Origin of the sequence: Succiniclasticum ruminis DSM 9236 (assembly GCF_900112895.1) — a bacterium.
GTDB lineage: Bacteria > Bacillota > Negativicutes > Acidaminococcales > Acidaminococcaceae > Succiniclasticum > Succiniclasticum ruminis.
Map to the genome: position 1 here is coordinate 1 of NZ_FONL01000001.1, position 18528 is coordinate 18528.

Genomic DNA, 18528 nt, shown 5'->3' on the forward strand with positions numbered 1-18528 from the left:
TTACGGCGACCATTGAGACGGATGGCATGACCGTTCCCACGGTGAATCCCGGAAAACATATCGATATCCTCCAAAGCGATACGGACCATTTCTTTGCCGGCGCAGCCATCAACGGGGCTAACGCATACAAGACAACGCCGTTTACGGAACAGGATACGGCGCAAAGCGTGACGGTAGCAGGAACCCAGAGTAAAGGCGTGACCCTGAATTCCGAAAAGAAGCATATCATCTACGCCGTGAGTACGAAAGATGTGAATACCGTCACCTTTGGTAAGGCGGACTTTGTGAAGGACGCTGTACTGCTGGACCGCAGCGGCGCGGAGTATAATTATGCACCGGTAACGGCGTTAGGCACAGATGGCTTTAACGTTACCTATGCCGCGCCGGAAACGGTAACGGCAGGAGAATCCATGACGCTGCTGAAGGCGAATGCAACGCTGAAAGAGATGGCGGCGCTGACAAAAGAGACGGCTTACAGTTTCGCACCGCTTTCCGGCGTGACGATTGACGCGAGCATCACCGGCAGTCTTACCACCAGCAAGGGCATGGTGACCTACACGCCTTCGGCGAACCGGGCATCGAAACTGACCTTTGGCAGCGTGGCGTGGGATGAAAGCAAACCGTTGCTGACCCGTCCGGCCAACATCACCTTCGCAGGGGCGGACGTGGATACTTCGAAAATCAGCTTTACCGGCGTTACCTCGCTGGAAGCAGACAAAAAGATGACGCTGGTTGCTGATTTCGGCGACAGCGTGGGAACCGTCACCGGCACTACGTACAAGATAGGTACAGGATTTGTAGGCGAAGGTTCGGCAGAGATCTCCGGAGACGACCTGATCTTTAAGACGAAGAGAGGAGCCAAAATTTCTGATGAGACCCACAACGCCGTAATGGCTATGGAAGCGGGTATGGCAACATTGGTTGCGGGTACTGAACACCTGGGCAACGTAATGGACGGGCTGGGCCAGGCGGCCAACGCGGGTACGGACGGCACATCCACCGCGGCCTCCGTGGGCGGCGAATCTTCCCGTTACAAGACAGGAAGCCATGTGAATACCCGCAGTTGGAACGCGGCAGTAGCAGTAGGCCGGAATAATGAGACAAAGAAAGGCAGTCTGGAATATGGCATCTTCGGGGAATACGGCAAAGGCAGTTACACCCTCCACAGCGATGCGGGCCGGGGGGATGGCGACGGCCATTACGCAGGCGGCGGTCTCCTGGCCAGGTGGACGAATAAACACAATGTGTACACCGAGGCCAGCTTCCGTCTGGGGCGCATGAGCGACACCGCTTCCGATATCCTGCACGACGTGGCAGACAACAGATACGGCTATGATGTACATGCCAATTATTTCGGTGCCCATGTAGGAATTGGTCTGGTGACCAATTACAGAAACGGCAGACGTCTGGACGTGTACGGGAAGTATTTCTATACAAGACGGGAGGGCGTAAGCTTTGACGCAGGCGCGGATCATTATGACCTGGACAGCGTATCCAGCAGCCTATTGCGTATTGGTGCCCGCTACGGTACTACGGTAAAGAGGTGGAACTGGTACAGCGGACTGGCGTTTGAATACGAGTTCGACGGCAAATCGGAAGGCACGGTAAGTACCGGAGGCAACAGCGCGGCAATCCGCGCGGCCAGCGTGAAAGGCGGCAGCGTCCGGGGTGAGATCGGCCTGCGTATGGACGCCACGAAGGACAACCCCTGGAAAGCAGATATTGCTATCTACGGATACGGCGGTAAACACCAGGGCTTCGGCGGCAACGTGACCGTGGCCTATACGTTCTGATAATGAGTCGTTTAAAAGGAAAGGAAGTCATCCATTATGTTATGTTACGTTTGCCCTCACCGCTGCGGAGTTGACCGTCCTGTCAGCATCAACGATACCGACGGCATGTTCGGCTGCTGCGGCGTGGGAATCCTGCCTGTTGTTTCCCGGGCCGGTGTCCATATGTGGGAAGAGCCCTGTCTCAGCGGTACGCGGGGAGCCGGTACCGTGTTCTTCACCGGTTGCAATCTGCACTGTTGTTATTGCCAGAATTACGAGATCAGTTGCCTTAACAAGGGGAAAGAAATCTCCGTGGCACGACTGAAAGAAATCTATCACGAACTGATTGCCAAGGGCGTACACAACATTGATCTGGTCACCCCTACACATTTCGCTTATTCCATCCTGCAAAGCCTGGAAGAAAAGCTGCCGGTTCCCGTGGTATACAATACCAGTGGTTTTGAAGCTACGGACACGCTGCTGAAATTCGAAGGAAAGATACAGATCTGGCTGCCGGACCTGAAGTACAGCGACGATATGCTGGCACTGAAATACAGCAACGCATACGATTACTGGAACATCACCCGGAAAGCCATTCTGGAAATGTTCCGGCAGGCCGGCCCCTACAAACTGGACGCAGACGGCATCATGCAGAGCGGCGTAATAATCCGCCACCTGGTATTGCCGGGTTTTATGGACAACACGAAACGCGTCATTGACTGGGTGGCTCAGACCTTTAAACCCGGAGATGTGATGTTCAGCCTCATGCACCAGTATATACCCTGCGGCCGTGCGTCAGAATACCCGGAGTTAAACCGCAAGGTTACTATGGAAGAGTACAAAGAAGTGGAAGATTATCTCTTTGCCAGTGGCATTGAAGACGGCTTCGTGCAGGAAGAAGACTCTGCCTGCGGCGAGTTTATCCCCTGTTTTGACGGAACCGGAGTGTAATGCTCCGGTTTTTCGCTTCAGAGAGTACCTTCGGAAAGTTTTGAAATGTTTGTAAAAACAGTGATTTTTCATTGACTACATTGCGATTTCTTACTATAATTAGTAGTGGTTTGTATGTTACCATTCAACATATAGTTTTGGAACCATTGCAGTGTTTCTGACAGAATCATTGCCTGACCAGGTTCCTTAACAGTAAATGGAATCTCTGACCGGGGAGGATAAGCAGGAGATTCTATAGCGCCAGGCCCTGAACGGGTGACGAGGAATGGCAGTTGTCGAAAGACTCGGCGGATGCTGCCACGGCGTACAGTGCGTCGTGAAAGGGAAAGCAAAAAGCGGAATCAAAACCGTAACAGAGGTTCCCTCATCACTGACAGAAGTTACTAAATTATTAAACCGTAAAAGGACAAAAGGAGAATGAAATAATGAGAGTCGTTATTCAGGATAATTATGAAAAAATGTGCCTCTGGGCCGCTAACTATATCGCAAAACGCATCAAAGAACACAACGCCGGTCCCGAAAAGGACCGCCCGTTTGTACTGGGTCTGCCCACCGGTTCTTCCCCCATCGGCGTGTACAGGGAACTGGCCCGCATGAACAAGGCCGGAGAGCTGAGCTTTGCCAATGTGGTGACTTTCAACATGGACGAATATCTGGGCCTGCCCCACGAACATGACCAGTCTTACTGGTACTTCATGCACGACAATTTCTTTAACCACCTGGTGGACATGAAACCGGAGAACATCAACATCCTCAACGGTATGACCACCGACCCGGTGAAAGAATGCGCGGATTACGAAGCCAAGATTGCTTCCTACGGCGGTATCGACCTGTTCATGGGCGGCATCGGCGTGGACGGTCACATCGCTTTCAATGAGCCTTTCACCAGCCTGGCTTCCCGTACCGGTCTGCGGAATCTGACCACGGACACCCGTATCGTCAACTCCCGTTTCTTCGGCAACGATCCGGAAAAGGTTCCGTCCCTGGCTCTGTCTGTCGGTGTTGGCACCGTTACGGATTCCAAAGAGGTGCTGATCCTGATCAACGGCCATAACAAAGCCAGAGCCCTGGCCGCTACCGTAGAAGGCAGTATGTCCCACAAATGGACCTGCAGCGCCCTGCAGATGCACAACGGCGCCATCATCGCCTGCGATGAAGCAGCCTGCGGCGAATTGACTGTAGATACCTACAAATATTTCCTGGATATCGAAAAGAAGGAGAGATTGTAATTCATGTATACCATTACCGATCTGTATGATCTGGATCATACCCTGGCTGCCGATTATCTGAAAGGCTTCACCTATCCCTGGGAAGCCCTGAAAGGCATCAAGGAACTGATCCTGAAGCTGGGTCCCACTCTGGGCGCTGATTATGAAGAGGTAAAGCCCCAGGTCTGGGTGCACAAAACCGCAACCGTCTTCCCTACCGCTTACCTGGGCGCGCCCTGCATCATCGGGCCCAACACGGAAGTCCGTCACGGTGCTTTTATCCGTGGTACCGCGTTAGTCGGTGCGGACTGCGTAGTGGGCAACTCCGTGGAATTGAAAAATGTAATTTTATTTGATCACGTACAGACTCCCCATTACAATTATGTCGGCGACAGCATCCTGGGCTATTACAGCCACATGGGCGCCGGCAGCATAACCAGTAACGTAAAGGCAGATAAAAAGCTTGTTATCGTCCACAACGGGACGGAACAGATTGAAACCGGCATCAAAAAGTTCGGTGCCATGCTGGGTGATCATGTGGAAGTTGGCTGCAATGCGGTTATGAATCCGGGCACGGTCATCGGCCGGAACAGCAATGTCTATCCCACCTCCTGTGTGAGAGGCGTTGTACCTGCTGATTCCATCTGGAAGAACAACGGGGAAATCATCCATAAGGGGGAAATGTAACATGGGTAAATATTTCGGTACAGACGGCTTCCGCGGCGAAGCCAATAAAGACCTGACCTTTGAACATGCGGTAAAAATCGGCCGTTTCCTGGGCTGGTACTACGGCGCCAGACTGGGCAAAAAGGCCAAAATCGTTATCGGTAAAGATACCCGCCGCAGTTCTTACATGTTTGAATCGGCCCTGTGCACGGGCCTGGTAGCATCCGGTGCGGATGCCTACATCATGCATGTGACTACTACGCCCTCCGTAGCTTACATCACCCGGGTGGATGATTTTGACTGCGGTATCATGATTTCCGCCTCCCACAACCCGTTCTATGATAACGGCATCAAACTGCTGAACAGCAACGGCGAAAAGATGGACGAAGAAACCATCCTGAAAGTGGAAGACTATATTGACGGGAAGCTCGAAGTTCCCATGGCGGAACGTGCCGCCATCGGCCGCACGGTGGATTACGTGGCAGGCCGCAACCGTTACATCGGTTACCTGATTTCCCTGTCCAAATTCAGCTTCAAAAATGTGAAAGTAGGCCTGGATGTGGCCAACGGCGCTGCCTGGCAGATTGCCAAAGCGGTGTTTGACGCCCTGGGAGCCAAAGTATATGTGATCAACAACCAGCCGGACGGCTGCAACATCAACACGGACTGCGGCAGCACCCATATCGAACACCTGCAGAAGTTCGTAGTGGATAACAAGCTGGACATCGGCTTTGCCTTCGACGGCGACGCAGACCGCTGCCTGTGCGTGGATGAAAAAGGCAACGTAGTCACCGGTGACCACACCCTGTACATCTATGGCCTGTACATGAAAGAACGGGGCAAGCTGCTGAACAACAAAGTGGTGACAACCATCATGTCCAACTTCGGTCTGTACAAAGCACTGGATAAGGTGGGCATCGAATACGAAAAGACCAAAGTCGGCGATAAATATGTATATGAAAACATGGTAAATACCGGCAACCGCATCGGCGGCGAACAGTCCGGCCACACCATCTTCATCAAATACGCCACTACCGGCGACGGCATCCTCACTTCCCTGAAGCTGATGGAAGTTATGCTGGCCAAAGAAAAGCCCATGAGCGAACTGGCAGCGCCTGTTGTGTTCTATCCGCAGGTACTGAAGAATGTAAAAGTCAAGAGCAAACCGGATGCCCAGAACGATCCGGACGTACAGGCAGCCGTTGCCAAAGTGGCAGAAGCTCTTGGAGACACCGGCCGCATCCTGGTACGGGAAAGCGGTACCGAACCGGTCATCCGCGTCATGGTGGAAGCGGAAAGCGATGAGGTCTGCGAGAAATACGTGGATGAAGTTATCGAAGTTATTAAAGCCAAAGGACACATTGCGTAAAGGAATCTTACAAAAATATAGAGGCTGGACAAAAGTCCAGCCTCTTTTTAATTATAAATGTTGTAAATCTTCTTATTCCTCATTGCCTATCTTAAACACCATGCAGTAAACAACGGGCAAAACAATCAATGTAATCAGCGTAGCCACGGTAAGCCCGCTGGAAATGGCTATAGCAAGTCCGCGCCAGAAGGCGCTGGGGAACATGGGAATCAGCCCCAGAACAGTAGTAAGGGCTGTCAGCATAATGGGACGAAACCTCACCACCGCAGATTCTTTTACAGCTTTCAGCGGAGGCATTCCGGCCGCCAGGTGCTGGTCGATCTGATCTACCAGCACAGTAGCGTTTCGGATGACCGTACCGATTAGGGCCAGGGCCCCTACCACCGCCATTATGCCAAGGGGTGTATTAAAGAGGAACAGCCCCAGGAAGACACCGATAATACCCAGTGGCGCAGTACACAGTACCACAAAAACTTTTTTCACGTCCATCAGCATCAACATCAACAGCACCAGCATGATGACGAGCATTATGGGAACCGGCCCCAAAATAGAGCGTAGAGAATTGGCGCTCTTTTCCGACGGACCGTCCAGCTCGATGCTGACGCCCGCAGGCAGGTTTTTCCGCAGTTCTTTGGCCTGTTCCATTATTTGTTCCGCAACGTCGTTTCCGGTTACGCCGTCAATGATACCGGCGTTGACCGTAATGGTAGGAAGCAAGTTTCGCCGCCAGATCATGCCGTCTTCTTTTTCATAACTCAGATATGCCACCTGGTTCAGCTGCACTGCGCCTCTGGCAGTGGGTATGCTCATAGCTCCCAGGTCGCTGATATTCTCATGGTTCCTGGGTTCCAAACGGAAGACCATGTCGATGGCCTGATCCCCTTCATAGTACTGACTCACGGTGTAACCGCTGATTTCCGCATACAGAGCGGAAGCTACTGTCTTGCGTGTCAGTCCCATCTGCCGCAACTTGTCATCATCCAGTTCCACCTTCACGGCAGGAGCTTTTTCCATCCAGTCATACCGCACCATGGTAACATTCTTGTTCTGCAGCATAATCTGTTTCAGCTGCCCCGCATATTCTTTTGCCTGGGCATCTGTTAATGCACGGACGCGAATCATGACCGGGTATGGTGTAGGCGGACCAAGGGGAATAGATCGGGAATAACTCTGCACATTGGGAAGCTGTTCTTCCACCATAGTTTTAATCTTCTTTTCCAGCGCCATCCGGGATTGCAGGTCTTCGGCCACTACCACCAGCTGGGCGTAATTATCACGGGGTTGCACCGGATCCAGTACCAAAACAAAACGTGGACTGCTTTTCCCAACGTACGTTGAAATACTGGCTACGCCTTTTTCTTTCATTACCAGCTGCGTCAGCTTTTTCGCCGCCTCGTCACTGGCCTGCAAGCTGGAGCCTTCGGGCAGGTTCAGCTCCACCAGCAGTTCCGGCCGCACAGATGCCGGGAAAAACTCCCGTTTCAGAAGTTTACTGAGCAGCAGCGACCCACAGAAAATGCAGACCGTAATGATAAGAACGGCAACGCGGTGCTTGAGCGCCCAGTCCAGTAATTCCCTGAACACGCCGTAAAACCCGCTTTCGTATTCCAGGCTTTTGTTTTCGTTCCCTTCTGTTACGCCCGTCTTTTTTTTATCATTATTTAAATCGGGTGGCACAAGCCAGGCGTGGGCCAGGGCAGGCGCTACCGTAGCCGATACCAGCCAACTGCTCATCAGGGTAACAGTGATTACGGCAAACAGGCTGCCGGCATATTCCCCTACATTAGATTTGGCAAAAGCAATGGGCATAAAGCTGACGCAGGTAATCATAGTCCCGGTCAGCAACGGCCTGGCGCAACTTTCAAAGGCAAAAGAGCAGGCCCTGATCCGATCCCATCCCTCATTGATCTTGGTTTCAATCATTTCCACCACGACCACGGAATCATCCACCAGCATCCCAAGAGAAACAATCAGAGCGCCGAGGGACAGCTTATGTAAATCTATGCCCAGCAGGAACATGCCAGCCATGCTGCACATCAGCACCAGCGGTATGCAGGCGGAAATCACATATCCGCTCTGCCGGCCCAGGGTCATCAGACTTACCACGAGTACGATCATGATAGCTTCGATCAGGCTTTCCATAAATTCACTGATGGAATTTTTTACCACCTGGGGCTGATTGAGCACCTGGTTGAGTTCAAAACCAAGGGGCAGGCCTTTGCGGATCTCCCTGCATTTTTTATCCAGGTTTTCTCCCAGCGTTAAGTTGTTTCCTCCGTCTACCATGGAGATTGCAATTCCTACCGCGGGCTTTCCGTTAAAATACATCTTCGGTTCTGCCGGATCCGCGTAATCACGCTTTACAGCCGCCACGTCGCCCAACCGCAGGGTGCGCCCGTTGCCACTGATGGGAAGATTTTCTATATTTTTTACCGTATCCGGTATGCCTGTAAGACGCAGGTACACGTTGCTTTGATCATCGTGCTTCATGGCCGCCGGGGCAACGGATGTTTCCGCCTGGATGACCGCGGCGAGCTGATCCACGCTCATGCCCAGCTGGGACAGCTTGGCGTTATCCAGCTGGATATAGATTTTTTCAGGCTGAACCCCCAGCAGTTCCACTTTTTTTACGTCCGGCACCAACACAAACTGATCCTTGATCCGGCTGGCCACCTTCCGCATCTCTTCATAGGAAAAGCTGTCGGAGGTGATTGCGTAGACGTTCCCGAATACGTCATCAAAGTGGTCGTTGAAAAACGGCCCGTACAAATCGGAAGGCAGTGTGCGCCTGCCGTCGTTCACCAGGTTCCGTACTTCCTGCCAGCGCAGCCGTGTGGTTTCCGGGGAAACAGAGTCCTTCAGGTATACGTTGACTACACAGGTCCCGGGGCGCGAGTAACTGGTAATATAGTCCACGTCTGGCACGGTCTGTATGATTTTTTCGATTTTATCGGTAACCTGCATCTCCATCTGCTTCGCAGTAGCTCCAGGCCAGGCAGCGGATACCACCATCTGCTTGACAGTAAAATTCGGATCTTCCTGGCGTCCCAGTATCAGGTAGGAAAAAATGCCCATAATGGCAATAAGTACGGAAAAAAAGTAAACAACCTGCTTATGTTTAATCGACCATTCCGCCCAGTTTGTGTTCATTTCGTATCACTGCCTTCCAGCCGTACTTCCTGCCCTTCCGCCAACTTATTGACGCCACCCGTCACCACAACGTCACCATTGGCAAGACCGCCGGCAATAATTACGTTGCTGCCCTCATAGCCTGCTGTCTTTACATTTACCAGTGTTGCTTTTTTATTCCGGATTACCCATACCTGGGGCTGTTCCCCAGTCTGGTATACTGCACCGGAAGGAATCGCTATCACGTTTTCTGTACCGTTTTGCAATGTCACCTTGGCTGTCATGCCCAGTTTTACCGCTTCCGGCATAGTATCTACGGCCACTTTTACTTTATAAGTGCGGGTCACAGAATCCGCCATGGGCGCGATCTCGCTGATGTGCCCGGAAGCCATGCTGTCATTCAATGCCCAGAATGTTATTTTGGCAGGCTGGTTGGGACGGATCTGACCTAACCTGTTTTCCGGAACATAAATCTGGATTTCACGGCTGCCATCTCGCACAATGGTAACCACAGGCGTGCCGGCGCCTACTACCTGGCCTATCTCACCGGAAATGGCTGCTACTGTGCCGTCATGGTCGGAAACCAGCTGTGTATATTCCATCTGATTCCGGCTGGCGTTCCATTTAGCCCGTGCGCTTTTCAGTGTCGCATCTGCCGCATCAAGCTGCGTTTTGTATTGATCCCGTGCCATAGCGCTTACAGCGTTCTGCTCATACAGTTTGCTGTAACGGGCGTAGTTCTCTTTTGCCAAATTGTAATTAGAAAGAGCCGCCTGATAGGCCGCCTGGTCCGCATCATAGCTCTGCCGTACATCCTTGGGATCAAGCTCCATCAACACCTGCCCGGCGCGGACCGTATCTCCCAGATTAACGGACCGGGACACAATCTTGCCGCCTGTCTGAAAGGCAAGATTGCTTTCATACTTTCCCCGCACTTCGCCCGGATACGTAGCTGTACCGTCCGCAACTGTTTCCCCGACGGTCATGGTGCGCACCACCGGAACGGTCCTTTTTTCTGTTGCAGGCGGCTTCAGTACAGAAACAACCCGCCATCCCACAAAAGCAATCACAGCAATACCAAGCAAAATAAAATGTTTTTTTGTCAGTTTAATATCCCTTAAAAAATTCATGCCCTGTTCTCTCCAATCTGCCGTTACAACTTTCTTTTCTTTATATTATATTACAACCAATCTGTTCCAATCTAATTCAAACTTTATATTCCTGGTGATAGCAGCCAATTAAATCATTTTTATTGCAACTGTTCTCTTCCCGTTGAAATGGTATTCAGGTAATCAAGGTACACAGACCTCAGCTTTTCAGAATCATCTGCGCCAGGAAGTCGTTTTGATTCCGATATGGCTTCGTAGCTGTAGGTCACCAGATAAAAAGCAAAAATACTGATAAGCACGAAGGCCGTGCGCCGACTATCCGTTTCTGCCTTTACGTACTGACTGTCCTTTGCCCTGTCGAAAGCCTCCGTCAGCCTGTCGTAAAAAGCAAGCATCTGTTGCCTGACGATATCGTTCCCTACTGCTGTTGGTGTCAGGAACTCCCGATAAATGACATGGATACTCTCCGGTTCCTTCAGGAAAACATTCTTCACCTCATCCAAAAACGCCAGGATACAGGCCAGCGGGGTCTGCCCCGGTTCTTTTAATATTTCCGCAAGGCGAAGCAGCTTTTCTGCCTGCTGTTCCAACACCTTCCGGTACAACTGAGCCTTGCCACCGAAATGATATGAAACCAACGCGCTGTTGGCACCTGCCTCCTCGGTTATTTTCTTAACGGAAACTCCGTGGTAGCCGTATTGAGCAAAAAGCCATTTGGCGGCCTGCAAAATCTTTTCAGAAGTGCCTTTGGCTGATTGCGATGCAACTGTCTTCATGTCCGGTTCCCCAATCTTCCTTTCATAATAGTCAAGAAGAATATATAATTAATTAAACGTTTAATTTATTATAACATAGATTTTACTGCACGCAAGGGTCAATAATAAAGCGCTGCAGTAAAATGTATCTTACACATTTTACTGCAGCGCTTCTTGTTTTACGGCTCACTACGTAAAGCTTGGGTACACATTTTTTTATTGCCACTGCTTAACTTCTTTTCTTTTCCAGTTCTTCCTTCAAATACTCTTCCGCCTTTTTCAATTGCACGTCATTGGCAGCCTTCTCCGGCAATTCGATTTCCACATCGGGTTCCACGCCCACTTTGTGGATGGACCGGCCGGAAGGCGTATAATACATGGCCGTGGTCAGCTTCAGCCCCGTATCGGCCGTGATATGGAACACCGACTGCACGCAGCCTTTTCCATACGTTTTCACACCAAACAGTTTTCCTGCTTTGGTATCCTGTACCGCACCGGACACGATTTCCGAAGCGCTGGCGCTGCCATGGTCGATCAAAACCGCCAGCGGATATTTTACTTTTTCCAGTTTGGACTTGTAGACCTGTGTTTTTCCTTTTTTATCTGTAATAGAAACCACCGGGCCATTAGGTACGATGTAATTTGCTACTTTAACGCATTCCCCTAACAGGCCCCCGGGATTGTGCCGAAGATCCAGCAGAGTCGCCTGCATGCCTTCCTGTTCCAGTTTTTCGTAAGCTTTTTTAAATTCCTCGCCGGTGTTTTCGTTGAACATGGAGATACGGATATAACCGATTTTGGAATCCGGCAGCATTTTTCCCGCTACCGATTTAATCTTTATATCGTCCCTTACAATATCGGCCGTAAACTGCTCTCCGTTCTTGTGTTCCAGCAACAACTTGACATTAGTCCCCTTTTTACCGCGGATGGTACTGACCACATCCTCAAGGGAGCGTCCTTTCGTATCTACATCATTCACCTTCAGAATCTTATCCCCGGCTTCAATGCCTGCTTTCGCCCCGGGAGACCCTTCCATGGGAGACACCACTACGAACTCCTTGTTGCGTTGTCCCAGCACTACGCCAATACCGCCGAACGTTCCGTCCGTCATCTCGTTCAGACGGGCAAAACCCTCCTCATTCAGATACTCGGAATACGGATCGTCCAGGCTTTCCACCAGCCCGTGCATGGCGCCTTCGAACAGTTTTTTATCTGTATACTCCCCTACATAACCGGAATGGATACGTCCCAGCGTATAAAGGAACTGCAACGCCCCTTCCGCGTTATGGGTCACCTTCTGCAGGCCCCAGGCCATACCAATAACCGTCATTGATACGGTCAGTATAACTACCAGAGGAATCACCCAGATACTGACTTTTTTATTAAACACCTGATTCCCTCCACTGCAAATTACAAAATAAAGCGTGATATCAAAAAGGAGGAAGGAGGACAAGCCCCTTCCTCCTTTTAACGTCCCCGTACAGTCAGCGGCAAGACGCCGTTACAAAACGTTTTTCTTAATCAAGGCAGATAATTCAGCGGTTCCGTCACTTCGCCGTGAAGGCGGACCTCAAAGTGGCAGTGGGGACCGGTGGAATACCCGGTACTGCCTGCCAGGGCCACAACCTGACCCTGTGATACCCGCTGGCCTTCACCTACAGACAGACTGGAATTATGTCCGTAAATAGTAACCAGCCCGCCGCCATGGTCGATCATGATAGCATAACCGTAACCGCCCATCCAGCCGGAATACACAACCACCCCGGCTGCCGCCGCATGAATAGGTGTGCCGTAATCTACCGCAATATCCATGCCGGAATGATATTTCCGTGTACCGAAAATCGGATGTACGCGCCAGCCGTAATAAGAAGTAATAGTACCGGAGCAGGGCCATACGAAAGAGCCGTTCCCTCCGCCGGAAGGCATCACGGAAGCAGTTTCCATCCCCTGCAACATCGCCTTGATATTATCGGAAATAGCAAGCATACGGTCATATTCTTCCTCTGACTTACGCTTTTCTTCTTCCGCTATGTACAGTTTCTGGGCACGCTGCTGGCGCATCTCTTCCGCACTGCTGCGTTTCTGTTCCAGAGCGGCTTTATCCTTTTTGATTTCGCCCATCTGGCCGTCCAGCTGATCCTGCCGTTTCTTGATTTCCGCAGCCTCTTTTTCCACAATGGCAATCAGGTCCAGGTCGCTGCGGATGATTTTCTGCAAAAGGTACATACGGGAAGCAAAATCACCGAAGTCCTTGGCCCCCAGCAATACGTCCAGGTAATTGATCTGTCCGTTCTCATATATATCACGGAGGCGCTGACGGTAGATCAGCATCCGCCCTTCCATTTCCTCTTTCTTTTTATTCAGTTCGGCCGTGTTTTTATCAATATCCTTCTGCAGCGTGTCTGCTTTTTTCTGCAGCACATCGATATCCTGCTGCAGGCGGCTTAACTTACTGACGATTTCGCCCAGGCTTTCTTTTGCCTCTGCGACTTTATGTTTCGCCTGGTCTTTCTTTTCTTCTGCCACCTGCACATTATGCTGGGCCTTGTCCAGTTCTTTCTGTTTTTTCTCCATTTCGCTGGCGGCAAAAGCAGGCAGCATATTCAGCAGGAACAGCCATACTGCGAAGAACGCTGCCAATAATCTACGTAATCTCATAGGGCAGCTCCTCCTAAACCCGCAGGAACTTCTTCAGGGAAAGGTAGCTGCCCAATGCCCCTATCAGCGTGCCGCAGGCAAGGATGAAAATATCCGCATACAGCAGGGTTGGCCAGGACGGCAACACCGGGAAAAACGCAAAGGTCGTATGCAGCCTGCCGCTGAGACTGACATAAATCAAATCGACTACAGCACAGGCAATGATACCGCCCCCCAGCCCCAGGGTCATGCCTTCCAGCAGGAAGGGCCAGCGGATGAACCAGTCAGTGGCGCCTACGTACTTCATAATAACCACTTCACGCCGCCGGGCAAACACTGTAAGACGAATAGTATTGATAATGATGAACAAGGTCGCAAAACAGAGGAATACAATCAGCACTGCACCCCCGATACGCATCACCTTGGTAAGGGCGAAGAGATGCTCCACCACTTCCTGTCCGAATTTTGCTGTTTCTACCTTGGGCCAGTGTTCCACCTGGGAAACCAATGCCTTGATCCGTTCCGGCCTGTCTACCTGGACCTCGAAAGAAAACGGGAAAGGATTGTCCTTGCCCAATGCCTTCAATAAAGTTGCCTGGTCTCCCAAACGATTTTTAAAGCGTTCCATGGCCATGGCTTTTGTTACTTCCGTAACCTGGACTACGCCTTCCATCTTTTTCAGTTTTTCCCGCATCTCGGCTACTTCTTCCCCGGTAGCGGTATCCTCCAGATAGACCGTCATCTCCACCTGGCCTTCCAGATATTTCGCCAGGTTGTCCGTATTCAGGTACATCAGCAGGAACAACCCCAGGACCAGAAGAGAAACAGCAACCGTAGAGACAGATGCAAAACTCATTATACCGTTTCGTTTAATGGATTTGCCTGTCTCACGGATAAAATATTCTTTACTGCTCAGACTCATATCCGTATACTCCGTTCAATTCGTCACGAACGATTTCACCGTGTTCGATTGCGATGACCCGCTTGCCCATGCTGTCGACAATTTCCTTGTCATGAGTGGCCATGATGATCGTCGTGCCGGTATTGTTGATTTCCTGGAAAATCTCCATAATCTCCATACTGGTTTCCGGATCCAGATTCCCGGTAGGTTCGTCTGCAATCACCAGACTGGGGCTGTTGACAATAGCCCGGGCAATAGCGATACGCTGCTGCTCTCCGCCGGACAGTTCGTTGGGCTTGGAATACGCCCGGCGTCGCAGACCTACCAGGTCCAGCACATTCATTACACGCCGTTTGATCTTGCGGTAAGGCGCTTCAATAACCTGCATGGCAAAGGCTACATTATCATACACCGTACGGTCCGGCAGCAGACGGTAATCCTGGAATATGATCCCCAGCTGGCGCCGCAGGTACGGTACTTCTTTCGCTGTCAAATTCAAAATGTCCACATCATTCAGCCGTATACTGCCCGAAGTGGGAAGCACTTCCCGGAACAGCAGCTTGATAAATGTAGACTTACCGGCCCCGCTGGGACCTACAATGAATACAAATTCACCCTGTTCAATTCGAATATTAATATTACGCAGCGCCACATTCCCGCCGGGATATGTTTTGCTGACATCTGTCATTTCCAGCACTGGTTAAACTCCCTCCAAAACGCTTCAAAAAAAGTAATTCACCATTTATAATATACTACTTTTTGTGTACACCGTTTGCAAAATAATTGCGAATTATTACTTATGCAACAGAGCAAAAGCTTTGGACACCGTGCTTTGGGCAAGCTCCCGCATAGCCACAAGATGTTCCTCCTGCAGCTGGGGTTTGCGCCCCCACAGTTCTTCTGCTTCCCTTTCAACATTTCCGGCATCCAGTGTTTCCACCGTTCCCACCGCCTCTGTCCCGATAGCTTTCAGAAAACTGTCCACTTTGGGATCATAGGATATGGCCATCAGCGGCACTTTCATCACAGCGGCAAAAATCAGCGCATGCAGCCGCATGCCGATCAGCAACCGGAAGCTGCCAATGATACTCAGAAATTCCTCTGTGGAATAATCCCCCTGGAGCAGGGCAACCCTGTTCCTGATTTTGGGAAGATAACTCTGAAGCAACTGGCTGTCTTTCAAGTCTTTGGAAAGCTGCAAAGGCAAAATGGCTATCTGGGCATTATATTCTTCGCTGAGTTTTCCCAACGCCTCCGCGAGTTGTTTCAGACAGCGCTGATTTTCCGGCCATTCCCGCACGGAAACGCCGATAATCGGTTTGTAGGGATCCAGACCGGCTTCTGCCAGTATGCTTTTCCCCATTACTTTTGATTCAGGATTTAACATCAGAACCGGATCCGCCGTAACTTCCACTTTTGCAGCAGAAACGCCCATACGCGCGAGTTCTTCTGCCGAATCACGGTCCCTCACCGTAATCACGTCCGCCTTGTTTACTACCAGACGGGTCAGCAGCCGCATGAACCGGCTGCGGATCGGACCGATACCCTGGGCGAACAGCATAACCTTCTTCCGTTTCCATTTTGCCGCTGCAATCACGGAAAGATAATAGGCAAGGCTGCGCTTGCTGGTCACATCCTGCAGCAGGCTGCCGCCGCCACTGATGACCAGATCCGCCTCGCGGATAGCCCGCAACAGACGCACCGCCGCAAAACGGTACAGGGATTTAACCTGATGTTTAGCTATTGTATTTCCCGGATTTCCGGAAATCACGGTAATATCCGCCTTCGGTTCTTCTGTACGCAAAGCAGCCAGAATCGCCGTCAGCAACGCTTCGTCACCGGCGTTATTGAACCCGTAATAACCGGAAATTACGATTTTACTCATTAACAGAAAATCTCCTTAGCCACGGTTTAACATATGGCATTAAAATTGAAACTACGATTACCGCAATAATTCCCAGAACAGAACCCAGCAGATAGCCGTCTGCCGCACGGATGTAACTCATCATAGCCGGTGTTCGCATATGGCAGAACGTCTGCACCAGGGAGCCCTGACCGATGACAGCCCCCAACACCAGTGCCAGTTTACACCAGTTGGGCGCCATACGGTATGCGGCCAGAACGGCCAGGAAGAAGGCCGGATGACCAATCATGAATTCCTTTTCACGGGGACGGGCATACATTACCTCTTCCAGGAAGAGGCGCAGTTTGATTTCGATGGCAGGCACCGGCACGCCGCCGGTATGTCCGCTGCGGCCTACAAAGATATACGCTACAAACAGCAAGACGCCTAATATCACAAAATGCCCCAGGGTCAGGCGCATCTTACAGATCCGTACCAGCTGGGCAAACAGGTCGGCTGCTTTTCTCCCTGTTTCCTGAAAGATGCTGTACTGCCGCAAAAACAGCAGCAATGTTAACAGCACCGGCATAATAAAAGTAAGCTTTACGCCACGATAAATGTCCGCTTCCAGCAGAAAACGCAGGTCTCCCATGATAGAACCGTTCAGGGTCGCACCAATCAGGGAAAGGGCAATAGCCAGAGCCAGCTGCCATAAAGCGGTAAAAATTACGCCTGCAGTTGATTTAGTATCTGTTTTTATATTTTCCCACAAGGTCAGAATCACACTGATGGAAAGGACCGGATACAGCACCGCCGATAAAAAGGCCAGTCCCTGCCGTATGGACAGACCGCGTCCCATGAACAAGCTATATGCCGTGATCAGCATACCGGCAATGACCAGCAAGTACTGCTTCGTGCCTTTACAGGATGGCAAAATCATTCCCATATATAACGCCAGCGCCGACCAGGCTCCCAAAGCGACTAACAGCAGCGCTTTACGGTCCGGATCATAAGACCCGGCAAACCCCGGATTACCATTGGCAGAAGCATCTGTACCGCCCGGTTTCTGGAACACACCGGCCACGTCGATCTTATAACCGCGGCCTTTCACCTGCTGCGTGATCTGCCGCATATAGTCCAGATTCAGGTCAATAATATCCACCCCGTTCTGCGGTTTCAGGAACAGGCGTACATAATTGACCCGGATATTCCGTTCCTCGTCTGCCAGCGCCCAGCGCCGCAACGCGTCCGGCATCATCAGTTTGCTGTTTTCCTGGGCGTCAATGTTCAGTACGCGTACCGCATTGTTGTCCACACTGCGAAGCAGGGCGTCCAGCCCCGCAAATTTGGCAAACTGCAACTGGGTCACATGCTCCAGCAACCCCAACCGGATATTCCGCTCCCGCAGTTTCCTCCCCATATACTCTATATCGGCAGGAAAACCGATTACGTCCGTACCGCAGGGAATATAGGTGGTCACCTGCACACCCGCTTTATCAATCCGGGCAAACAGGCTGTCCACTCCCTTTTGTGTATAAGGCAGATAGTTTTGCGGACGTACCGCAATATAAAACCCCTTTTCCTTAACTTCCCGCAGTTCTTTCACGGACAGACCCAGCGGCGCCTGCATCATAGGCGTCTTGGCCCTGTAATCCGGTTCCAGCAACAGACGGGAGTCACCCTTCACTTCCAGAATTTCCGGAGTCTGGCTGAACTGTTTCACCCGCTCTGTACCGTAACGCAGGAACAGGTCTTCTTTCACCTCGTTCCAGGCCTCTTCATCCTGACCCCGGGTCACATATACAGCGTCTGGGTCAAGAGCCGGTGAAACAAGGATTGTGTCAAAATCGCCCCGGTGTACACCGGCAGCCGACTTTTGCAGCACATCTCCCGGCATAGCGGAAACACGTTTTTCCCTGTCCAGCCGTTCCAGCGTGGTGTCGTACACAATCAGCGTAGTTACACCGGCGTCCTTAAACTGCCGCAGCAACTTTTCGCTGCTGTAACCTTCCCGCTGGGCCATCATCAGGATTGCCTGATAGTCCAGGGTCTGTTCTACCGTATCGTTGCGTTTTTCAATGCCCACGCGGATCTGCATCAGATACAGCGCCGCACAGAACGCAACGGCGATGCACAGGACCAATATGGGGTTGTAACGTTCTTTCCAATTCTGTAAACTCATTCTTCT

At 51.2% G+C, this 18528-nt stretch carries 14 protein-coding genes; 5 read left to right on the forward strand and 9 right to left on the reverse strand.

Features of this window, described 5'->3' with window-relative positions:
- The 5 genes from BM159_RS00005 to glmM form a co-directional block, all read left to right on the forward strand.
- Window positions 1–1793 (forward strand): autotransporter outer membrane beta-barrel domain-containing protein (locus BM159_RS00005; RefSeq protein ID WP_143089364.1); only part of this gene is annotated, 1793 nt, incomplete at its 5' end.
- A 36-nt stretch (window positions 1794–1829) separates the two neighbouring features.
- Window positions 1830–2723, forward strand: coding sequence for a radical SAM protein (locus BM159_RS00010; protein WP_177205828.1), 894 nt, complete (start codon window positions 1830–1832; stop codon window positions 2721–2723).
- A 425-nt stretch (window positions 2724–3148) separates the two neighbouring features.
- Window positions 3149–3952 carry a glucosamine-6-phosphate deaminase gene (gene nagB / locus BM159_RS00015; protein ID WP_093912236.1) on the forward strand — a complete coding sequence of 268 codons (804 nt, stop codon included), beginning with the start codon at window positions 3149–3151 and terminating at the stop codon, window positions 3950–3952.
- A 3-nt stretch (window positions 3953–3955) separates the two neighbouring features.
- Complete coding sequence (locus BM159_RS00020; RefSeq protein WP_093912237.1) at window positions 3956–4618, forward strand: acyltransferase; 663 nt, start codon at window positions 3956–3958, stop codon at window positions 4616–4618.
- 1 nt (window position 4619) lies between these two features.
- The gene (glmM, locus tag BM159_RS00025) at window positions 4620–5966 is read left to right on the forward strand and encodes a phosphoglucosamine mutase (protein WP_093912238.1); all 1347 of its coding nucleotides are present in this window, start codon (window positions 4620–4622) and stop codon (window positions 5964–5966) included.
- Window positions 5967–6038: 72 nt separating this feature from the next.
- On the opposite strand, the gene BM159_RS00030 is transcribed toward glmM, so the two are convergent.
- The 9 genes from BM159_RS00030 to BM159_RS00070 all read right to left on the reverse strand — a co-directional run bounded on the left by BM159_RS00030 (window position 6039) and on the right by BM159_RS00070 (window position 18522).
- Complete coding sequence (locus tag BM159_RS00030; RefSeq protein WP_093912239.1) at window positions 6039–9116, reverse strand: efflux RND transporter permease subunit; 3078 nt, start codon at window positions 9114–9116, stop codon at window positions 6039–6041.
- Complete coding sequence (locus BM159_RS00035) at window positions 9113–10225, reverse strand: efflux RND transporter periplasmic adaptor subunit (protein WP_093912240.1); 1113 nt, start codon at window positions 10223–10225, stop codon at window positions 9113–9115. Before BM159_RS00035 ends, BM159_RS00030 begins: the two co-directional genes overlap by 4 nt.
- 119 nt (window positions 10226–10344) lie before the next feature.
- Window positions 10345–10980 (reverse strand): TetR/AcrR family transcriptional regulator, encoded by a 636-nt coding sequence (locus tag BM159_RS00040; protein ID WP_093912241.1) that lies wholly within the window; start codon window positions 10978–10980, stop codon window positions 10345–10347.
- A gap of 208 nt (window positions 10981–11188) precedes the next feature.
- On the reverse strand, window positions 11189–12349 hold the full coding sequence (locus BM159_RS00045) for a S41 family peptidase (RefSeq protein ID WP_245763590.1): 1161 nt from the start codon (window positions 12347–12349) through the stop codon (window positions 11189–11191).
- 131 nt (window positions 12350–12480) lie between these two features.
- Window positions 12481–13617, reverse strand: a complete 1137-nt coding sequence (locus BM159_RS00050) for a murein hydrolase activator EnvC family protein (protein WP_093912242.1) — start codon at window positions 13615–13617, stop codon at window positions 12481–12483.
- A 13-nt stretch (window positions 13618–13630) separates the two neighbouring features.
- Window positions 13631–14518, reverse strand: coding sequence for a permease-like cell division protein FtsX (gene ftsX, locus BM159_RS00055; RefSeq protein ID WP_093912243.1), 888 nt, complete (start codon window positions 14516–14518; stop codon window positions 13631–13633).
- Window positions 14502–15194, reverse strand: coding sequence for a cell division ATP-binding protein FtsE (ftsE, locus tag BM159_RS00060; protein WP_093912244.1), 693 nt, complete (start codon window positions 15192–15194; stop codon window positions 14502–14504). The genes ftsX and ftsE overlap by 17 nt, the downstream gene beginning before the upstream one ends.
- A 96-nt stretch (window positions 15195–15290) precedes the next feature.
- A complete protein-coding gene (gene csaB / locus BM159_RS00065) occupies window positions 15291–16382 on the reverse strand; it encodes a polysaccharide pyruvyl transferase CsaB (RefSeq protein WP_093912245.1) in 1092 nt (363 codons plus the stop codon).
- Window positions 16375–18522: a DUF5693 family protein gene (locus BM159_RS00070; protein ID WP_093912246.1), complete on the reverse strand. Its 2148-nt coding sequence runs from the start codon at window positions 18520–18522 to the stop codon at window positions 16375–16377. Before BM159_RS00070 ends, csaB begins: the two co-directional genes overlap by 8 nt.
- Window positions 18523–18528: the final 6 nt, after the last annotated feature.